Raw genomic sequence first — 19,464 nt, 5'->3', positions numbered from 1 at the left:
CCTCACCCCCCTGCCCCGAACACCGCCCGCACCGCCTCCTTCACGTTCCTCACCACCAGGAGGGGGTCCGCCCCGTCACCCGGCGGACTCACCACCCGCTCGAAGCCCAGCTCCCTCGCGGTCCGCACCCGCCTGCGCAGGTCCCGCACCGCCCTCACCTCCCCTGCGAGCGACAGCTCCCCCACCACCACCAGCCCGGCCGGCACCGCGAGCCCGGTGCGCGCCGAGTAGAGGGCCATGGCGAGCGGCAGTTCCACCCCCACCTCCTGCACCCGAAGCCCCCCCGCCACATTCACGTAGAGATCCTGACTTCCGAACTGGACCCCCACATGCTTCTCCAGCACCGCCGCCACCCGGGAAACCCGCGCCGGCTCGATGCTCCCCGCATAGACCCGCGAGACCCCCGACTTCGCCGGCACCGTGAGGGCCTGTATCTCCACCAGGAAGGCCCTCGACCCCTCCACCACCGGCGCCACCACCACCCCAGGCGGCACCCCGCCTTCCCGCTGCACCAGGAAGAGCCTGCTCACCTCCGCCACCTCCACCAACCCCTTCCCCGTCATCTCGAACACCCCTATCTCATCCACCGATCCGAACCTGTTTTTCACCCCCCTGAGGATCCGAAGGTTGTGTTCGGCCGCCTCCACGTAGAGCACCGTGTCCACCATGTGCTCCACCTGCTTGGGCCCTGCGATCACCCCCTCCTTGGTCACGTGCGCCACCAGCAGCACCACCCCCCCCTGCTCCCTCGCCCACTGCGCGAGCTCGTAGGCGCAGAACTTGAGCTGGTTCACCGTCCCCGGTGCGCTCCCCATCTGGGGCGAGTAGAGCATCTGGAGCGAATCCACCACCACCACGTCCGCCCTCCGCTGCCTGAGGAGCGCCTCGAGGCTCTCCACCTGCGTCTCCGCCGCAAGCTCCACCTCGGCCTTCCCGCACCCCAGCCGCGCCGCCCGCGCCGCCACCTGCCCCACCGACTCCTCCCCCGCCGCGTACACCACCTTCACCCCCCCTGCGAGACGCGCCGCCACCTGGAGCACGAGCGTGGACTTGCCGACCCCCGGCTCCCCCCCCACCAGCACCACCGAACCCCGTACCAACCCACCCCCCAGCACCCTGTCGAACTCCCCCACCCCCGTCACGATCCGCTCCTCACCCTGCGCCACCACCTCCGGGAGCCGCATCACACCCGATCCTGCCCTCCGCTCCCCCCGTTCCCTCCCCCTACCCCGCACCTCCTCCACCATACTGTTCCACGCACCGCATCCCGGACACTTCCCCACCCACTTCGACACCTCGTACCCGCACTCCGTGCACACGAACCTCGACTTCACCCCCTTGCCCATACCACCCCCCTCACGTCCGTTTCCTCCCCTTCACCCACCTCTCCACCAGCCGCCTGAGATCCTCCAGGCGCACCGGCTTGAGCAGCATATCGTCGAACGCTTCCCTCATGAAGAACTCCTTGTCCTCCGCGAGCGCCTGACCCGTGAGTACCACGAGCACCCCCTCCCCCACCGACCCCTCCCGACGCATCACCCCTGCGGCCGTCACCCCGTCCATCACCGGCATGTGGTAGTCGAGCACCACCAGGTCGAACGGCCGCTCCCGCACCCGCTCCACCGCCTCCTTCCCGTTCTCCACCGTCACCACCCGTCCTCCCATCCGCGAGAACATCCTGTGGAGGAGGACCCTGTTCGCCTCGTTGTCGTCGGCCACGAGCACCCAGAACCCACCCGGCTCCTCGTCCTCCACCACCTCCTCCCCCAGACTCCCCCGCCACTCCACCTGTTCCTCGAGCCCATCCCTCACGAACGGGAGGACCCGGGCGGAGGACACCGGCACCTGGAAAGGAATCCTCACCGTGAAACACGACCCCTTCCCCTCCTCGCTCTCCACATCGATCCTCCCCCCCATGAGCTCCACTAGATCCTTGGCGATCGACAACCCCAGCCCCGAGCCCTGGAAACGGCGCGTGACACCCTGATCCACTTGGTGGAATCGTTCGAACACCCGGGGGAGCTCCTCCCTAGGGATCCCGATCCCCGTATCCCGCACCTGGAAGACGAGCTCCGCCCGACCCTCTTCCTCCTCCATCCACACCCGCAGCACCACCTCCCCCCGGCTCGTGAACTTGATGGCGTTCCCCACCAAGTTGAAGAGCACCTGGGAGAGCCGCGCCTCGTCCGAGATCACCACCGCCGGAATCTCGGAAGCCACCTCCAGCACGAACCTGAGGTTCTTGTGGATAGTCTGAGGATAGAGCGTCTTGTACACGTGGAGGAGCACGGCCTTGAGATCGCACGGTCGTCGTTCCACCTTGAGCTTCCCGGACTCGAGCTGCGAAATATCGAGGATATCGTTGATGAGGGCCAACAGGTTCTCACCCGCAGTCTGGATGGTCCGCGCGTACTCGACCAGCTCGCCCGAAAGCCCGCTCGACATGAGCAGCTCGCTCATCCCTATGATCCCGTTGAGAGGTGTACGGAGCTCGTGGCTCATCGTGGCGAGGAACGCACTCTTCGCCCTGTTGGCCCGCTCCGCCTCCTCCTTCGCCTCCTTGAGTCGCTCCTGATAGGCATGGATCTCCTCGGTATCCAGGATGATCGCGTTGAGATAGAACGTCCCCTCGGCCGAGGGCGTCACCGACACCGTGACCCTGAACCATCGATGCCCCCTCCTCGTCCGAAGCCGCACATCCCATCCCAACGGCACCGAGATCCGATCCAAGTTCCGGATGGTATGGACGATGGCCCTGAGCTTCTCCTTCGGCATGAACCGCAGGGTGGCGAAGGGGTTCTGGAGTATCCGGTCCACCTTCTCTCCGAAGATCTCGCGGGCCTGATCGCTTATGTAGGTATAGTAGATGTTGCCCGAGACGCTCATCTCGAGCTGGAGGATGACCCCCGGGATGTTCTGCACGATACCCTCGAGCCGCTCCTCGCTCTTCTTCAGCTGGATCTCGGAACGGGCCGCCTTGGCGATGAAGTCGATCACCGTCACGAGATACGCGGCCCCGAGACCACTGTAGAAGAGGAGCACGGCCCCTCCCGCCACGATGCCCACCGGATCCAGGAGGAACGAGAAGTACGGCGCCCCCTCTCCCACGCTTCCACTCTCGCGGAGGACGAAACCCACCACCGAGAACCCCACCGCCCCGCACACACCGGCGTATACCGTCGAGAGCGGGCTGTACCGTGCGAGCGAGGAGAAGATCATCCCGAAATACATCACGTAGAGCAAAGTGATGAGCGAGACGAAGGGGAACCTGAGCACGAAGACGAGGAAGGCCCCCGAGACCAGCACGGTATCGATACTGATCGAGATGTACCCTATGTGCTCGATCTTTTTCCCCCGAATCCGCCATTCCACCCAGATGATGTGGAGCACCGAGAGAAGAAGGAGCACGGCACCGTAGCCATGCACCCTTGGAAGCACGTAGCCCTGAAGCGCCACATACCCGAGGAGGGCCACCCCGAGGAGCAAGGTGACCCCTACCCTGGCCCTGTTGATGAAACGCTCACCCCGAAGGAGCTCCTCCTCCAGGAGGGGGAGTCCGAAGAGATACTGCTTGAGTCTCTGACTCGAGATGAGAGAGACGAGGGATTTCACCCCTTAATGGTAGTAGGACCCCTCTCCGAGGTCAAGGAAGCCCGGCCCCATAGGCGACCCGGTACCAGACCATGCCGACGTATTCCCTGAGGGCCGCCTGTACATCCCTGGCCGCCTCGGCGGAGATCCCCAGGTAGAAGATCCAGTGGGCGGGCCGCTCATCCCGAAAGTCCACCGGCGCGGGGATCACCTCCACCCCCTGGGCCCTGAAACACCACACCGCCCGCTGCATGTGATAGGCCGAGGTCACGAGGAGCACGGGCCCCCTTCCCACCATACGGGCCGTGTTGCGGGCATTCTCCCACGTCGTCCTGCTCTCCCCCTCCACCACCACCTCCTCCCACCCGAGCTCCCGTACCAGATCCGCCATCATCTCCCCCTCGCTCTTCCCCTCATCCCACACACTCCCCCCCGCGAGCACGAGCGGCACCCCGAGCATCCGGGCGTACCGCAGCCCGCCCCACAACCGCGCGAGTGTCACCACCCCCGGCACATCCCCGGCCGGGGTCCCCGCCTGTGCCCCTCCCCCCAGCACCACCACGTAGCGCACCCCGCCCCCGCCATCCCACACCGGGAAGGCCCGCTCGAGCGGTGCGAGGAGGAGGTGCTCGACCAGGTGCGTGTTCCCCAGGTAGAGGAACCCCGCGAACACCCAGGCCGCGACGGCCCCCCGTCGGGAGCCCCGGCGAAGAGAGACCACCCCCACGAGCAGGGCGAAGACCACCCACAGCCCCGGAGGCACGAGGAGCGTCCCCACGAACTTGGAGAGGAGGAAACGCACCTCATCCCCCCAGGAACGAAGCGAGCCAAGGGATACCCACGAAGGTCCCTATCACGCTTCCCACGGAAGAGAAGAAGAACACCAGGAGGATACGAGTGACCCTATTCCGGAAGAACCCCTTCCAGGAGGCGATATCCTCGTTGAGCCGCTCGAGATCGCCCACCCGAGGCCTGCGGAGCGAGGCCTCCACCAGGCCTGTGACCAGCCCCACCCCCACCACGGGTGTCATCGAGGTGAACGGTGCGGAGAGAACCCCGGCGAGTATGGTGAGCGGATGACCGCCCGCCAGGATCGTCCCCAACCCCGCGAGCCCCCCGTTCACCCCCACCCACAGGAGGAACATACGCAGACCACCTTCCCAGCCATGTCGCACCACCCCGCCCGCGATGAGCCCCACCACCACCGCCGGGATAAGCCACCCCACCACCCTCCCCGCCCTTCCGGAAGGAGGAACCGTCTCCAGATCCCCGAACGCCACCCCCTCATCGCCTGCGGCGCACCGCTCGAGGTGGCGCACGACCCCCTCCAGGTGCCCCGCCCCCACCACCGCCACCAGCTTCCGCCCCGGACTCTCCCATATCCTCCGCGCCAGGTACACGTCCCGTTCGTCGATGAGCACCTCCTTGACCTCGGGGAGGTAGGAGGCAAGCTCCTCCATCATGGCCTGGAGGGCGTCGGTCCGCTTGAGCCGTTCCACCTCGTCGGCCGATATCTTCTCGTCCTCGAATGCGGAAGCCAGGAGAGCGGCGAGCAACTTCGCCCTCCCCCACAAGGAAGTCCGCGCCCAGGCCCTTCGCAGGGTCACCTGCACATCCCTGTCGCACGTGTGGTACGGTATTCCCAGCTCCTCGGCGCTCTCCACCGCAGCCTTCATCTCCTCCCCCGGCTTCACCCCGGTCTCGAGCCCAATCCTCCGCTGGAACGAGGAGAGGACCAGGTTGGCCAGGAGCATGAACCCCCTCCCCTCCCGGAGCACCCGATAGACATCGAGGTTCGTCCACCTCTCCTCCTGCCTCAGGACGGAAAGGCGCTGTGGATCGATCTCCACACACACCCCGTCCGGCGCTTCCTCCCTGATCACCACCCGCACATCCTCCACGCTCTGTTTCGAGACGTGCGCCGTGCCCACCAGAATGATCTCCCTGTCGGCGAAGACCAACCGCTTCACCGTATCCGTCGTGTGCACATCGCTCATACCAACTCCTTTACCACCGATATGAATCGCTCCCTCATCACCTTCTCGCCCGGCCACACCCCTGCATCCACCCGTCCCCCACCCATGTGGACGTGTCCTCCTCCCACACCATACCCCTCGAGCACCCGGCGTACCACCATCCAGGCCGGCAGCCGCCCGTCCTCGCTCCTCACCGAGATCCTGTAGCCGTCCCCATCCCTCGCACAGAGGAAGACGCAGGTGATCTCCCTGAACCGGAGGATGAGGTCCCCCATGACCGCCATGACCTCGCTCCTCGCCGGCCCATCCACGAACACGAAGCCCCCCGGAGGAGACAACTCGAGCCTGCGCCACATCCCGGAGAGCACAGGAAGGTCCTCGATCACGAGCGAATTGGAAAGGATACCCGTCGCCTCGGAGAGATCCCCCATCCTGTAGAGCCCGGCGAGGGCGTCCATCTCCGCAGGCGAGACACCCCTTGCCAGGAACTCGGTGTCCATGAGGATGGCGAGCATGAGGAACGTCGCGAGCCAGGAGGGGGGGGAGAGGTCGAGATCCCGGAGATACTCGTACACGATGGAGGCGCACGCCCCGTACGAAGGCCTCACATCCACGAAGGGAATCCCCTCAGGCGGGGGAAACGCCTCCGGTTCGTGGTGGTCGATCACTCCCATCACCTTCCCGCCCACGGAGGGCACGTGGCCGCTTCCATAGAACCCGTCCACCACCACGAACTGGACACTCGTCTCGTCCACCCCGTCGAGGGACGAAAGCGGCACGGGATAGCGGGAGAGCGCTTCCTTGAGCGACTCACTCTCCAGCATCCCCCTGTAGACCACCTGCGCCTCCCACCCCCTCCGCGAAAGGAGCCACACCAGTCCTGCAGCCGAGGCCACCGCATCATGGTCGGGATAGTCGTGCACCAGGACGCACACCGGCACACCCGGAACGAGCACGTCCAGGAGCTCGGACACCCTCATCGGTACTTCTCCATCTCCCACGACGCCATCCTTCCCTCGATCGCCCGGAGGGAGGGGTTGTCCGCCACCTCGGTGAAGTAGGTCTGGGCGAGCCGGGGATGGCCCTCCTCTTCGGCCATGATCCCCAGGAAGAAGTACACCCTCGTCCTCTCGACCTTGTCCGCTATGTCCCGAAGCCTGGTGAGGACCAGGCTGTCACCCTTCCCCTCGAGGTAGTAACGCGCCACGAAGTAGTAGATGGAGTCCCGGGGGATCTGAGGCATCCTCCGGGTGAGATAGTCCCGCATCATCCGGTCGTCCCCGGCGCGTTTGTAGGCCGTGGCCGCAAGGAGGATCAGAGGGTATTCGGAGGGGTACGCATCGAACCCCTTGTCGAAGTACCCCGCAGCCCCTCGGTAGTCCTTTTCATGGTAGAGACTCACCGCGTAAGGGACGTAGATGTAATAGTAGTCCGGCCTGAGCTCCAGGGCCCGGGCATAGTCGCTGCAGGCCTCCTTCATCATGCCCTTGCCGTCGTATATCCTCGCCCTGTAGACATAGGCGAGAAAATTGGAAGGATCCAGGAGGATCGCGCGTGAGAGATCCTCCAGGGCCCGATCCATCTGTCCCTCCGAGATGAGGATCCTCGCGCGGTCGTAGTAGTGCCATGAGAACCCCGGGTCGAGTTCGATCGCCCGTGAGATGTCCCGCTCCGCCTTCTCGGGCTCATCCAGCATCTGCCAGGCCCTCGCCCTGTCGGCATAGGCGAAAGGATAGTCGGGGGCCTCCTGGATCGCCCGGGTGAGCACTTCGGCCGCCTTCTCGGCCTTCCTGGTCCTGAGGTACACGTTGCCGAGTCCTACGAGGGCCACCAGGTCCCCGGGATCTTGCTCGAGAACCGTGGTGAACTCCTTCTCGGCCCGTGCGTACTGTTTCTTCGAGAGAAGGAGCTCGCCGAGCGCGGCTCTCGCACCCGTGTGGTGGGGATCCAGGACCAGGATGCGCTCGAGGAGACGTCGGTGTTCCTCTTCCCTGCCCCGGGCACCCTCGAGGAGGGCGAGGGTGTAGAGGGCACCCACGTGGTCGGGGTACTCCTCGAGGATCTTCGAGAGCTCCGCCTCGGCCTCCGTCTCCTTCCCCGCCATGAGGAGGAGGTTCACGTAGAGGAGCCGGGTCTCGGGATCCTCCGGGGCACGGGCGGAGGCCTCCTCGAAGGCCCTGATGGCGTCCTCGGGCCTGCCGAGTTCCACGAAGTAGCTGATCGCCTGATAGGGGAACTCCTCCTCGGGCAGCACGGTCTCACCGGGCTGTGTCGTCCTGCAGCCCATCGAGATCATCACCAGAAACGACGCCGCGCAGACCGGAACGATCCGCAGTCTCATCGGTACCTCCCGCGCCCACAACTTTACCCGAGCCCCTCACGAGGTGCAAGGAGTCACTTCCCCTTCACACACCGGTCCTCTTTGACATTCCACCTCCCTGTTGTTAGAATGCGGCCGATGATCGAGGTCAAAAGAACGTGGTACCGTCTCCTCCTCCCTGTCGGCTATCTCTTCCTCCTCTTCCTCGTCGTCCTCCTCTCCTTCTCGGGAGGCAGGGTGCTCACCTCCTCCTGGCACGGTCTCACCGTCCACACCCGCGAGGTACCGGGACCGGAAGGGGTATCCATACTCGAGGAGGTGCGTATTGACTACCACGGTCTCTCCCTTCGCTTTTCGCGGAAAACACCACTGGAAGCTTCCACCGATTCCGGCGGGAAACTCCCCGTGGTACCCCTCGCCTTCACCGGGTCCTCCGACGAACTCACCATCGAGGCCTCGGAAGGGGTCCGGATCCGGATCATTCCTTCGGTCGGAGACTCCCTTCGCATCGTCCTCAGCGCTCCACCGCGGATGACCAGGCTCACCATACCCTTCTCCCTCTCCGGTGGCCTCAAGGCGCAGGTCGCCGAAGACCTTCCGATACTCGCCCTCAACCCCTCGGGGGACGACCAGTACTACCTCTCCCTTCCCGGAACCTCCCGCATCCTCCTCGAACAGCGGATACTCGAGGTGGGGCTCTCCCGGGACGGGAACGGAACGCTCACCCTCGGCGCGCCCTCGGGAGGGAAAGCGGTCTTCGCCTTCTGGTACCGGAGTCAGAACAGGTCCATCACCCCGCGCCAGGTCGCCGCGGCCATCCAGCAGTTCGTGGACTCGGCCTACAAGGGCTGGCAGTCGCGTCTCCTCCCGGACCGGCTCGTCTGGAACTACGAGACGGAACGAGGGATCCATGAGGAGACGGTGATCGCGTATGCTGCGGAGTCCATACGCAGGAACACCTTCCCGGACGTGGTGGACACCCTCGCCCGTATGAGGGAGGCACATCCTGCGGCCTTCACCTTTCTCTCGAATCCCTATCTGGGAGATCTCCAACGCACCTCCGAGGCCTTCTTCCAGGACCTGGACGACCTCCTCGAGGCCTACCTCGACTCGCTCTCCCCCGGCGCACCCTCCCCGCTCCACACGATACCCGATCTCTACGACCTGCTCGTCATGAGCCGGACCCTCGGGGGAAGCGGGAGATGGCTCTCCCGGGTGCAGGGACTCCTCTCGTCCCTCGATCCGGAACGTCTCTCTCCTGCCCAGGCGCTCGAACTCCTCCGGCTCTTCCACCGCGTCCGGCGATCCTCCCCCGCGCTCCTCGATACGACACCCATCGAGCCTCTCTTCGACACCGTCCTCTACCCCGCACTCACCCTCACCGACGAGGGACTCTTCGTGGCGAGCGGCGGACGGGCCGACATCCGGCTCTCCCTGGCCGCCGCAGCCATCCTCTCCATGGAGGGCGCACGGAGGGGAGACCCCCTCATGGAGGAAGTCTCCCGCGACCTCTACGTCTCCTCGCTCAAACTCGTGGGGCCCTCGGGTACCCTTCCCGCCTCCTTCCCGGTGGACGACCCCCGGCAGAGGGAAGGGATCGTCTTCCCCGAAGAAGTCTACCCCTTCGTGATGCCCGACGCCCCCCTTCCTCACATCGTCCCCCTCCTGCAGGGGGAAGATCTCACAGGGTGGGTGTGGACCATCCTCGAGTTTCCCCGGATCTCGGTCTCAGAGACGGAACTGCTCATGGAGTTCGAGTTCCCGGAAGGGTGGATCCATCACATGGTGATCCAGGGCGTCCGCCCCTACACCCGGCTCGAGATACTCAGACTCACCTGGCGTACCACCCCGGTGTTCGAGATCTATCCCATGGGTGCGTACTATACCCCCGGGAACGAGACCCTCTACGTGAAGTACCGGCACAGGGAGCAGAGGGAGCGGATCCTCGTCACCTACTGATCCTCCCCACACGGGAAGAGGGGCCGGTGCGGCCCCTCCCGCGCATGGTCCGACTCACCTACCCGCCCAACACGGTGCGGAGGGTCTCCTTCCACCGTTCGTAGGCCTCGCGGTATCGCTCCATGAGGTCCGGCTCCGGCGAGACCTCCCCCTTCCGGGAGAGCCCCACGTAGGCCTCCTCCGGCCTGGAGTAGATCCCGACACCCACGCCCGCACCCCTCGCCGCACCTTCCGAACCATCCGTATCGAACAACTCTATTCTCGCACCCGTGGTGTTCGCAAAGGCCTCCCTGAAGAGGGGGCTCAGGAACATGTTCGCATGCCCGGCGCGTACCACCTCGGTGGGCATCCCCATCTCCTCCATGATCTCCATGCCATACGCAAGGGCGAAGACGATCCCCTCCTGTGCGGCCCTGAGGAGATGCTCCCGCCGGTGTATGTTGAAGTTGAGGTGATGGATCGAGCCCCCGATGTCCCTGTTCTCCAGGGTCCGTTCCGCCCCGTTCCCGTACGGCAGGATCACCACCCCCTCGCTCCCCACGGGCACCCGGGAGGCCCACTCGTTGAGGACCTCGTAGCCCACCGTACGATCGTCGAGATCCACCGCCTGTTGCTTGACCCACCGGTTGAGGATCCCCGTACCGTTGAGGCAGAGGAGCACCCCGTAACGGGGATGGGTTTTCCCGTGGTTCACGTGGACGAAGGTGTTCACACGGGATCGGGTATCATAGGCCGGTCGGTCGGTCACGCCGTAGACCACCCCCGAAGTACCCGCCGTGGCGGCCGCCTCTCCCGGATTGAGCACCGCCAGGGAGAAGGCGTTGTTCGGCTGGTCCCCCGCCCGGTAGGCCACGGGGACCCCCGCGGGAATCCCCAGTTCCTCGGCCACCTCCTTGAGGACGCGCCCCTGATCGGAGAACGAGGGTACCACCTCGGGCAGGATATCCTCGGGGAAGCCGAAGTACTCCATGAGGAAGCGGGCGGGTCCGTCATCCTTCACGTCCCAGAGGATACCTTCGCTCAACCCCGAAGGGGTGGTCGCCACCCTCCCCGTGAAACGGTACGCGATGTAGTCCCCGGGGAGCATGATCTTCCAGATCCTCTCAAAGACATCGGGTTCATGCTCCTTCACCCACGCGAGCTTCGCGGCCGTGAAATTGCCGGGCGAGTTGAGCAACTCGGCGAGACATCGCTCGGGTCCGAGCGCTCTGAAGGCCTTCTCCCCATAGGGCACGGCCCTGCTGTCACACCAGATGATGGCATCACGGAGCGGCCTCCCCTCCCTGTCCAACGTCACGAGCCCGTGCATCTGGTAGGAGATCCCGATACCCGCCACCTGGGCCATCCCGGAGGGGGCCTGCTCCCTCACCATGGCCGCGGCCCGCTTCACGTGTTCCCACCAGGTGAGGGGGCTCTGCTCGGCCCACCCCGGTTTCAGCGCCTTGATCTCCAGTTCAACCTGCGGAGAGACGGCCTGGGCCACCCTCTTTCCCGTCTCCGCATCCAGGAGAGAGGCCTTTATGGAAGAGCTTCCCACATCGAATCCGAGAAGGTATGCCATGACCAACTCCTTTCGTAAAGGTGATACTCACATACTAGCACACTCTCCCGTGTTTTGCAAAACCTTTTAAAAAGACTCGTACACTATCCCCCACGAAAAAACCGCCCGGAAACCGGGCGGTCGACGTCTCTCACTGCCCCATGATCCTCTGTTTCACCCGCTCCTTCGAGAGGCCGAGCGCCTCGGCCACCTGGCCCCCGGGACCGGACAAGCCGAATCGATCCAGGGTGACGAGGTCGTCCCTCCGGGCGACGAACCCCTCCCATCCGAGGGCCACACCGGCTTCCACCACCACGGTCCTCACATCGCGGGGAACGATCCTCTCCCGGAAGGCTTCGTCCTGTGAGAGGAAGAGCTCCCTCGAAAGCATGGAGACCACCCTGACCCGCCTTCCTTCCGCCTCTCCTGCGGCCGCAAGGGCGAGCGAGACCTCGGACCCGGTGGCCACCACCACCACATCGGGGGTGCCCTCGCAGTCCTTCACCACGTAAGCCCCACGCCGTGCGTCCTCTTCCCAGGCTGCAGGCTTCTCGTAGACGGGCAGTCCCTGCCGTGAGAGGGCGAGCACCACCGGGGTGGAGGAGCTCTCCATGGCGAGCCTCCAGGCCAACACCGTCTCCTCCGCATCCCCCGGCCTCAGCACCAGGAGGTTGGGAATGGCACGGAGGGAGGCCAGGTGCTCCACCGGCTGGTGGGTCGGGCCGTCCTCTCCGACGAAGATCGAGTCGTGGGTGAAGACGTACGTCACGGGGAGCCCCATGAGGGCGGCGAGCCTGATGGGGGGACGCATGTAGTCTGAAAAGACCAGGAAGGTGGCGCAGAAGGTGCGGAGGCCCCCATAGAGGGCGATACCGTTCGCCACGGCCCCCATGGCGTGCTCCCTCACCCCGTAGTGGAGGGTCCTCCCCGTACGATCCTCGACACTGAAGTCCCCATATCCGGGGAGGGCCGTGTTGTTGGACGGCGCGAGATCCGCGGACCCGCCCACCAGGTTCGGGACACCTGCGGCAAGGGCCTTGAGCACCTCCCCGCTCGCCTTTCTGGTCGCCACCTTGCTCCCACGCTCGAAAGAGGGGAAGCTCACCTTCGAGAGATCGACCGGGCCGAAGAACCTGTCCCATTCCGCCTTCTTCTCGGGGTACGTGCGCGCCCACTCGGAGAACATCCGCTGCCACCTGTCGTACTCCCCCCTCCAGGCCTTCCGTCGCTCCTCGAAGTAGGCGTAGGCCTCGGGTGCCACGTAGAACTGCACGTCCTCGGGGATCCCCAGCCTCCGTTTCGAGGCCTTCACCTCCTCGGGCCCCAACGGAGCGCCGTGCACCTCGTGGGAGCCGGCCTTGTTCGGAGCGCCTTTCCCGATCGTGGTGTGAAGGATGATGAGCGTCGGGCGTTCCCGTTCGGCCTTCGCCTTCTCGACGAGGGAGAGGATCCCCTCCATGTCGTACCCGTCGCCTTCCAAGACCTGCCAGCCGTACGCACTGAAACGAGCACCCACATCCTCGGTGAAGGCGAGGTCGGTCTCACCCTCTATGGTGATACGGTTCGAATCGTAGAACACGATGAGCCTGCCGAGCTTGAGGTGCCCCGCGAGAGAGGCGGCCTCTGCACTCACCCCCTCCATGAGACACCCGTCGCCTGCGAGGGCGTACACGTAGTGATCGATGAGAGGGAACTCCGGAGTGTTGAACCTGGCGGCGAGCATCTCCTGCGCGATGGCCATGCCCACCGCGTTCGCAAACCCTTGCCCGAGCGGGCCCGTGGTGGTCTCCACCCCGGCCGTGTGACCGTACTCCGGATGCCCCGGCGTCTTGGAACCGAGCTGGCGGAACCGTTTGATCTCGTCCAAGGGGAGATCGAAACCGGCGAGGTGGAGGAGGGAGTAGAGCCACATGGAACCATGACCTGCCGAGAGGACGAACCGATCCCGGTTGATCCAGGCCGGATCATGAGGCGAGAGCCTGAGCACCTCCCCGAAGAGCACCGCACCTATCTCTGCCGCACCCAGAGGAAGACCAGGATGTCCCGACTTGGCCGCCTCCACCGCGTCCATGGAGAGACTACGTACCGAGAGCGCTATCTTCTCCAGAGCTTTCCTGTCCATACGGACTCCTTTCGGTTTGTGGAATAGGGCAGTGCTGATTTATAATCAGCATTTAAAAACTCCTTCCACAATGATACACCTATTCACCCTTTCTGCCTACCCCGGCTCCCGGGAACATCCTCACCGGCAGGAAGCGCCATCTCACACAGGAGCCCTCCCGCCACTCCCCTGAATCCAAGAAACCCGCCCTGCAAGGAGAGAACTCTCTCCGCGAGGAGGATGCCTGGGTCCTGGAGCCCGGTATCCACCCCCTCCATGGGCCTACCCCCAAAGGAGGAGGCGAAACCCTCGGGCCCTGCCGGGGTATAGAGCGAAATCATCGTGTACTCTCCCCCGCTGAGGACCCTCCGTGTGGTCCTGCACACCACGAACGCATCCTCGTCGAAGGAGAACAGCACACGCACGACATTCTCCAAGGCGATCGCTGCATGCTCCCGGCTTCCCCTGAAGGAAAGGGAGGGATCCGAAATCACATCCAACCTCCGGACCAGATCCTCACCCAGACGTTCCCCCACCAGTGCAATGAGGCTCACCACCGTCCATACCCCCACATCCCCGGGCTCCCCCCTGGAGAGGATCCGGACCTGGTGCGCAAAGGCACGGGCCTTCGCAAGCTCACGGGCGAGGACCACGCCCCTCTCGGCCACATCCCCTCCCCTCTGTGCGAGCTCCCCCAGCATCGTCTTCACCATTCCGTACATACCGGTGAAGAGGTTGGAAACCACATCGGCCGTCAATCCCAACAGGGAGAGATCCTCTCCCTTGGATCGGGACACCGTATCGATCGTGGCCCTCACGCGTCCCTCCCCGGCCTTCACGCTCAGGAGGATCGCAAGGTAGCCACCCACGGCGAGCACACCCCACAGGAACAAGAAGAGCGGAGGAAACACAATAGAGGCCGGACGCATCGCCACGAAAAAGAGACCCACCTCATCCATCCAGGAAATCCCGTAGTACCACGACCTCCCCTGATACCGCATCCTCCCCACACCCCCATCCCCTCGGCGTAGGATAGAGAGGAAGCGCTCCTCCAGGAGCTCCTCCTCGAGAGGAGTTCCGAACCCATCGAGCAGCACCACATGGGATCCCACGCGGTGGAGCCTCTCCTCGAGATCATCCAGAGAGAGGTAGACCACCAGGAGAGCCCCTCCCCGGCTCCTCATCCACACCACGGCCTTGTGCGAGAGGAACACGGGAGAGAGGTAGACTCCCTCCCACACCGGACGCTCCGCCTTCGAGGAAGCCCTCCTGAAGAAAGGCTCCCTCCAGAACGGGAGGTCTCCGGCCGGAATCGAAACACGCGCATCGCCCAGAGGAGAAAGCACACACACACGCTCGAAGAGAGGAACGCGTCCGAGGAGATCCTCCAGGAAAGGGATCAGGTCGGAGGGGGATCCCTCCTCGAGAAGGACCGCCCTCACCGCGGGATGAGCCGCCAGCACCTCCACCGCGGCGAGAGCCCCCTCACGCCAGAGGGCGGCCACCTCGTGGGCCCGATCGAGCTCCTGCCGGAGATCCCGCTGTACCCCGCTCTTGGCGGTCTCCACCACGAGAAAGAGTCCCCCCGCGTGGATGAGGAGGAGCACACCCGTGACCACCACGAGGTGGAACCTTCCTCCCCTCATCACTACTCCACAGGGTCCAGCGAATCTCTCACCACCGTCCTCCCTCCGGGCAGCCGTTCCATCACGTACAGGTGTCTCCAGGGCTCCCCGTCCTCCAGGAACACGCACGAACCCAACGCCCCGACGAACCCCCTCTTCATCGTCAACGCATTCCGCACCTCCTCAGGGGAGAGGAGATCCAGCCCCTTCACACTCTCCCAAAGAAAGAAGAGGGCGTCGCAGAAGTATACGTACACGTCCGGTTCCTCTCCTCTCTCGGCGAGAAACCGCTCGAGGAATCGGGAGGAAGGACTGTCGTTGAACGTGAAATCCCAGTGGGTCACCCAGTATCCGGAGATCCTGTCCTCGGGGGTGAGCGTACCCCACGAATCCGGGCCGAGCAAGGACCCGGTATACCCCGCCGCTTCGAGCTCTCCCGCGGCCAGGACGAGCTGCTCCCTGAAGAGGGGAAGCACGACCCCCTCGGGCTCGTGCCCCACGAGCCTCTCGAGGGCCTCACGCCGCTCCTCCTCCGAGACGAACCCCTCCACCACCACCTCACCCCCCATGACGGGGAAGATGCGGGAGATCTGAGCGGCCATATCCCTGCTGTAGTCGTCGGCCCCATCGAAGAGGACCCCCATCCGTCTGACTCCGAGCCGTTCATACGCATACCTGCAGAGGACCCTGGCCTGGAACTCGTCGGAAGCCACCAGCCTGAAGACATACTGCCGTCCTCCCACCACCGCCGGATGGGTGGCGATCGGGGCGATGAGGGGTATACCCAGGCTCTCCGCCACCCCTCCGGCAGGGATGGCCGTCCGGGAGATGTGAGGACCGATGAAGGCAACCACGTCCTTCCCCGAGAGAAGGAGCGATCTCATCGTCCGGATCACCTGCGCCGGATCCCCACCGGTATCGAGGAACTCGAAACGAAGCCGCCAGGGAAGCTCCTCCGGCTCCACCACCTCCTCGGAGAAGCGTTCCACGAGGGCCTTTATCCTCCTTCCGATGGGGGCGAGCTCTCGATCTCCCAGGGGGAGCAGGACACCCACGGTATAGACCCGCCGACCAGAACCGGAGGAGGCGATCCAGACCCCTCCGGCCACCACGACGAGAAGCACGAGGACGACCATCACGTACCGGAGGACGGAGGACCTCATATCACCTCACTGATCGAACCGGCGGGAGAGCTCTTCCAGCACGTCCCGAAACGGGATCCCTTCCCATACCAGGAGCACCATGAGATGGTACAGGAAGTCGGCCGCCTCATAGACGATCCTGTCCCGGGAGGGTGCGAGAAGGAGCTCGATCGCCTCCTCTCCGGTCTTCTTCCGTATCTTCTCCCCTCCGGACGAGAACAGATGGGTGGTATACGATCCCTCAGGCATGGCGCTCCGCCTCGCCCGCACCACCCCCTCGAGCCGCTCCAACACCCCCCCCTCATCCGCCCGCACCACCCCCTCCTCCCCCTGCACCTCCCCGCTCCCCTTGCCCCTCACCACCACCCGCACCCACCCATCCTCCTGCACCACCCGCACCACCGGCCCCATCCCCGCCGGCACCACCCGCCCCGTCGCCGGGTGGACCATCCAGACCTCCTTCTGCTCGAGACTCTTGTCCCTCGCCTTCTCGTTCTGGAGCACCGCCCCCACCACCCGCCCCTCCCCGTCCACACACACTGCAGGGAACACCGCCTCTTTCACGAACGCCTCCTTGGTCTCGCTCTTGTGCGTCACATCATCCTCCCCTCGAGTCGGACGAGATCCCCCTGCGGGAACTCCCGGAAGAGCGCAGGCAGGTCCACCCTCCCCTCGTAGACCGCCTTCCCCAGGATCACCCCGCGCACCCACCTCCCCCCCTCCGCGGCCACCCGCCGCACATCCTCCACCCCCCCGACCCCTCCCGAAACCACCACCGGGAGCCCCGCCGCCTCACCCACCCGCTGTGCACCCTCCACATCGGGCCCTGAGAGCATCCCGTCCCGTGCGATATTGGTGTAGATCACCCCGCACAACCCCAGGTCCCTCGCCCTCCCCGCGAGAGCCACATCCTCCACACCCCCCTCCTCCTCCCACCCCTGCACCCTCACCACCCCGTCCCTCGCATCGATCCCCGCCCAGAACACCCTCCCGTACTCCCGCACCCACCGCTCCACACGCCCCGGATCCCGCACCAACACCGTCCCCACCACCAAGGCCCCCGCCCCGACCGAGAGGAGCTCCTCCACGTCCCTCTCCGTACGCACCCCTCCACCCACCTCCACCACTACACCCTCCCCCGCCGCTCTCACCATCCGAGCGATCACCCCCCGATTGTCCCCCCTCCCCCTCGCCGCATCCAGATCCACCACATGGACCCTCCTCGCCCCCGCCTCCACGAAGGCCCGCACGCGGGCCACGGGATCCTCGTCGTACACCGTCACCCGCCCATAGTCCCCCTGCAGGAGCCGCACCCCCCGACCTTCCAGCACATCGATTGCAGGCACACACCACATCCGTGAACCCTCCCGCATAGGATATCCCTTTACCCAAGGAGTATACGCCATTCGCGCAGAAAAATACACACACCCCTCCACAAATCCCGATTTTAGGGTATACTGAAGGGGGATGAAACCTCTCCTCCCGTTCGCACTCCTCCTTCTCCTCCTGTCCACCTGCAGACCCTCCCCACCCCCACCCGAACGGATCGCATACCACATCAAGGAAGTACTCCTCCTCGGGACCTACGAATACACCTACAGGGACATCATCTACATAGAAGACCCGAACTGGCTCGCCCGACTCTTCAAAGTCGACCACCCGCTCCTCTTCTCCATCGTCTACCACATCCAGGCCGGCATAGACCTCTCCACCCTCACCATCACCCGGCACCCCACCGACCCCGGGCACCTCATCATCACCCACGAACCCGCCCGCATCCTCTCCATCGACGCCGACGAGCGCGCGATCCACGAGTACTTCGGAGCCCCCAACACCTACCCTCATCCCCGCCTCCTCGAGGAGATCAACCGGAGGAAACCGGCCGTGGAACAGCTGGCCATCTCGCAAGGACTCCTGGAGAAGGCCCAGACCAGAGGCCACCTCCTCGTGGAGGAATTCCTCCGTGAAGCGGGCTATACCACCATCGAGTGGCACATCGAGAGCGGAGGCCCCGAAGGATGAAACGGATCCTCCTTGCCCTCCCCATGGCGATCGTCGTCATCCTCCTCGCCGTCACCCTCGTCCTCCTCCGCTTCCGCCTCGACACACCGCCATCGATCGACGGCAGCACCCCACAGTTCCTCTCGGAACGCGAGCTCTCCCTCCTCGTCACCACCGAGTACACCGTGAAGATCGTCTTCCCCCACGACTTCCTCCCCGCCGGCACCACCCCCTCGGTCTACCGCACCCTCACGCGAAAAGCCGCCTCAGGAGAGCCCCTCACCCCGGACGAGACGGCCAACATGGAAGTCTACGACTTCCTCGATCGCCTGGGGCACCCCTTCTACCTCTTCCCCTACGACTTCATCGTGGTCGACCTCACCGTACGTGCAGGCTACGACTTCTCGGACCCCACCCTCCCCCCTCTCGCCGCATGGTGGAACGAAGACGGCCTCCTGGAGGTCCCCCCCGCCGCCATCCTCTCCATCACCATGGGGGACACCCCTCACACCGAGCACTACCCCGCCATCAGGCTCAGCGCCTCCCAGTGGAAGGAGACCTCAGACTTCATCATCTCCCACGCCCCCTCCATCCTCCCGGTGGAAGACATACTCGAACACGCCACCCGATCCGCCCGCCGCGCACTCGGCGCCCTCTTGAGTGGACGGCGCGCCTCTTCTATGCTATATTGAAAGAAATACTTTATGTAGAGGTGCTTGATGACACACAAACTTACCACCGAAGACTTCAAGGAAAAGGTCTTCGACTACGAGAACGAGACCGAATGGAAGTATAAAGGAGAGGTTCCCGCCATCATCGACTTCTATGCCGACTGGTGCGGCCCCTGCAAGATGGTGGCGCCCATCCTGGAAGAAATCGCCGACGAGTACGAAGGCAAGCTCGTGGTCTACAAGGTGAACACCGACGAAGAACAGGAACTGGCGATGGTCTTCGGCATTCAGAGCATCCCTTCCATTCTCTTCATCCCTGTGGAAGAACAACCTCAGCTCGCCGTGGGCGCCATCCCTCGGGAAGTCTTCGATCAGGCCATCAAAGAAGTGCTCCACGTGGAATGATGCACCCCTGAGGTCTCAGGGAGCGCCATGGAAGACGACGACCCTTACCCACGAAGACAGGCTGCCTTCCCCGTGAAGGTGGCCTTATCCGACAGCCCCTTCCCACATACCTATTACCTTCTTCCCCCGAAGA

Annotated in this window: 16 protein-coding genes; 4 read left to right on the top strand and 12 right to left on the bottom strand. The window is 64.6% G+C overall.

Annotated features, from left to right (window positions below):
• Nucleotides 1-2 precede the first annotated feature (2 nt).
• The 6 genes from radA to STHERM_RS00685 are packed head-to-tail and all read right to left on the bottom strand — an operon-like array spanning nt 3 to nt 7,908.
• Nucleotides 3-1,346: a DNA repair protein RadA gene (gene radA / locus STHERM_RS00710; protein WP_013312959.1), complete on the bottom strand. Its 1,344-nt coding sequence runs from the start codon at nt 1,344-1,346 to the stop codon at nt 3-5.
• Nucleotides 1,347-1,356: 10 nt separating this feature from the next.
• A complete protein-coding gene (locus tag STHERM_RS00705; protein ID WP_013312958.1) occupies nt 1,357-3,612 on the bottom strand; it encodes an ATP-binding protein in 2,256 nt (751 codons plus the stop codon).
• 31 nt (nt 3,613-3,643) lie between these two features.
• Complete coding sequence (locus STHERM_RS00700; RefSeq protein ID WP_013312957.1) at nt 3,644-4,393, bottom strand: YdcF family protein; 750 nt, start codon at nt 4,391-4,393, stop codon at nt 3,644-3,646.
• Between the two features lies 1 nt (nt 4,394).
• Nucleotides 4,395-5,588 carry a TraB/GumN family protein gene (locus tag STHERM_RS00695; protein WP_013312956.1) on the bottom strand — a complete coding sequence of 398 codons (1,194 nt, stop codon included), beginning with the start codon at nt 5,586-5,588 and terminating at the stop codon, nt 4,395-4,397.
• Nucleotides 5,585-6,547: a DHH family phosphoesterase gene (locus tag STHERM_RS00690; RefSeq protein ID WP_013312955.1), complete on the bottom strand. Its 963-nt coding sequence runs from the start codon at nt 6,545-6,547 to the stop codon at nt 5,585-5,587. The genes STHERM_RS00695 and STHERM_RS00690 overlap by 4 nt, the downstream gene beginning before the upstream one ends.
• On the bottom strand, nt 6,544-7,908 hold the full coding sequence (locus STHERM_RS00685) for a tetratricopeptide repeat protein (RefSeq protein ID WP_013312954.1): 1,365 nt from the start codon (nt 7,906-7,908) through the stop codon (nt 6,544-6,546). Before STHERM_RS00685 ends, STHERM_RS00690 begins: the two co-directional genes overlap by 4 nt.
• A gap of 117 nt (nt 7,909-8,025) precedes the next feature.
• Between STHERM_RS00685 and STHERM_RS00680 the strand changes: the two genes are divergently transcribed.
• On the top strand, nt 8,026-9,846 hold the full coding sequence (locus tag STHERM_RS00680) for a hypothetical protein (RefSeq protein ID WP_148223840.1): 1,821 nt from the start codon (nt 8,026-8,028) through the stop codon (nt 9,844-9,846).
• Between the two features lie 58 nt (nt 9,847-9,904).
• On the opposite strand, the gene STHERM_RS00675 is transcribed toward STHERM_RS00680, so the two are convergent.
• The 6 genes from STHERM_RS00675 to STHERM_RS00650 all read right to left on the bottom strand — a co-directional run bounded on the left by STHERM_RS00675 (nt 9,905) and on the right by STHERM_RS00650 (nt 17,609).
• Nucleotides 9,905-11,407, bottom strand: coding sequence for a xylulokinase (locus STHERM_RS00675; protein WP_013312952.1), 1,503 nt, complete (start codon nt 11,405-11,407; stop codon nt 9,905-9,907).
• Nucleotides 11,408-11,537: 130 nt separating this feature from the next.
• Nucleotides 11,538-13,508 carry a transketolase gene (gene tkt, locus STHERM_RS00670; RefSeq protein ID WP_013312951.1) on the bottom strand — a complete coding sequence of 657 codons (1,971 nt, stop codon included), beginning with the start codon at nt 13,506-13,508 and terminating at the stop codon, nt 11,538-11,540.
• Nucleotides 13,509-13,591: 83 nt separating this feature from the next.
• A complete protein-coding gene (locus tag STHERM_RS00665; protein ID WP_013312950.1) occupies nt 13,592-15,133 on the bottom strand; it encodes a hypothetical protein in 1,542 nt (513 codons plus the stop codon).
• A 2-nt stretch (nt 15,134-15,135) separates the two neighbouring features.
• Nucleotides 15,136-16,275 carry an ABC transporter substrate-binding protein gene (locus STHERM_RS00660; protein WP_013312949.1) on the bottom strand — a complete coding sequence of 380 codons (1,140 nt, stop codon included), beginning with the start codon at nt 16,273-16,275 and terminating at the stop codon, nt 15,136-15,138.
• Nucleotides 16,276-16,281: 6 nt separating this feature from the next.
• Nucleotides 16,282-16,851: a phosphoribosyl-ATP diphosphatase gene (gene hisE, locus STHERM_RS00655; RefSeq protein WP_013312948.1), complete on the bottom strand. Its 570-nt coding sequence runs from the start codon at nt 16,849-16,851 to the stop codon at nt 16,282-16,284.
• Nucleotides 16,848-17,609, bottom strand: a complete 762-nt coding sequence (locus STHERM_RS00650) for a HisA/HisF-related TIM barrel protein (protein ID WP_041623094.1) — start codon at nt 17,607-17,609, stop codon at nt 16,848-16,850. The genes hisE and STHERM_RS00650 overlap by 4 nt, the downstream gene beginning before the upstream one ends.
• Nucleotides 17,610-17,721: 112 nt before the next feature.
• On the opposite strand from STHERM_RS00650, the gene STHERM_RS00645 reads away from it, so the two are divergent.
• From STHERM_RS00645 to trxA, 3 genes are read left to right on the top strand one after another with little or no spacing between them, the layout of a single operon-like run.
• Nucleotides 17,722-18,276 carry a DUF4230 domain-containing protein gene (locus STHERM_RS00645; protein WP_013312946.1) on the top strand — a complete coding sequence of 185 codons (555 nt, stop codon included), beginning with the start codon at nt 17,722-17,724 and terminating at the stop codon, nt 18,274-18,276.
• Complete coding sequence (locus STHERM_RS00640; protein ID WP_013312945.1) at nt 18,273-18,947, top strand: DUF4230 domain-containing protein; 675 nt, start codon at nt 18,273-18,275, stop codon at nt 18,945-18,947. Before STHERM_RS00645 ends, STHERM_RS00640 begins: the two co-directional genes overlap by 4 nt.
• A gap of 27 nt (nt 18,948-18,974) precedes the next feature.
• Nucleotides 18,975-19,331: a thioredoxin gene (trxA, locus tag STHERM_RS00635; RefSeq protein WP_013312944.1), complete on the top strand. Its 357-nt coding sequence runs from the start codon at nt 18,975-18,977 to the stop codon at nt 19,329-19,331.
• The last annotated feature ends 133 nt before the right edge of the window (nt 19,332-19,464 follow it).

Source organism: Spirochaeta thermophila DSM 6192 (assembly GCF_000147075.1).
Lineage (GTDB): Bacteria > Spirochaetota > Spirochaetia > Winmispirales > Winmispiraceae > Winmispira > Winmispira thermophila_A.
This window is presented reverse-complemented; position numbering and strand designations above follow the sequence as displayed.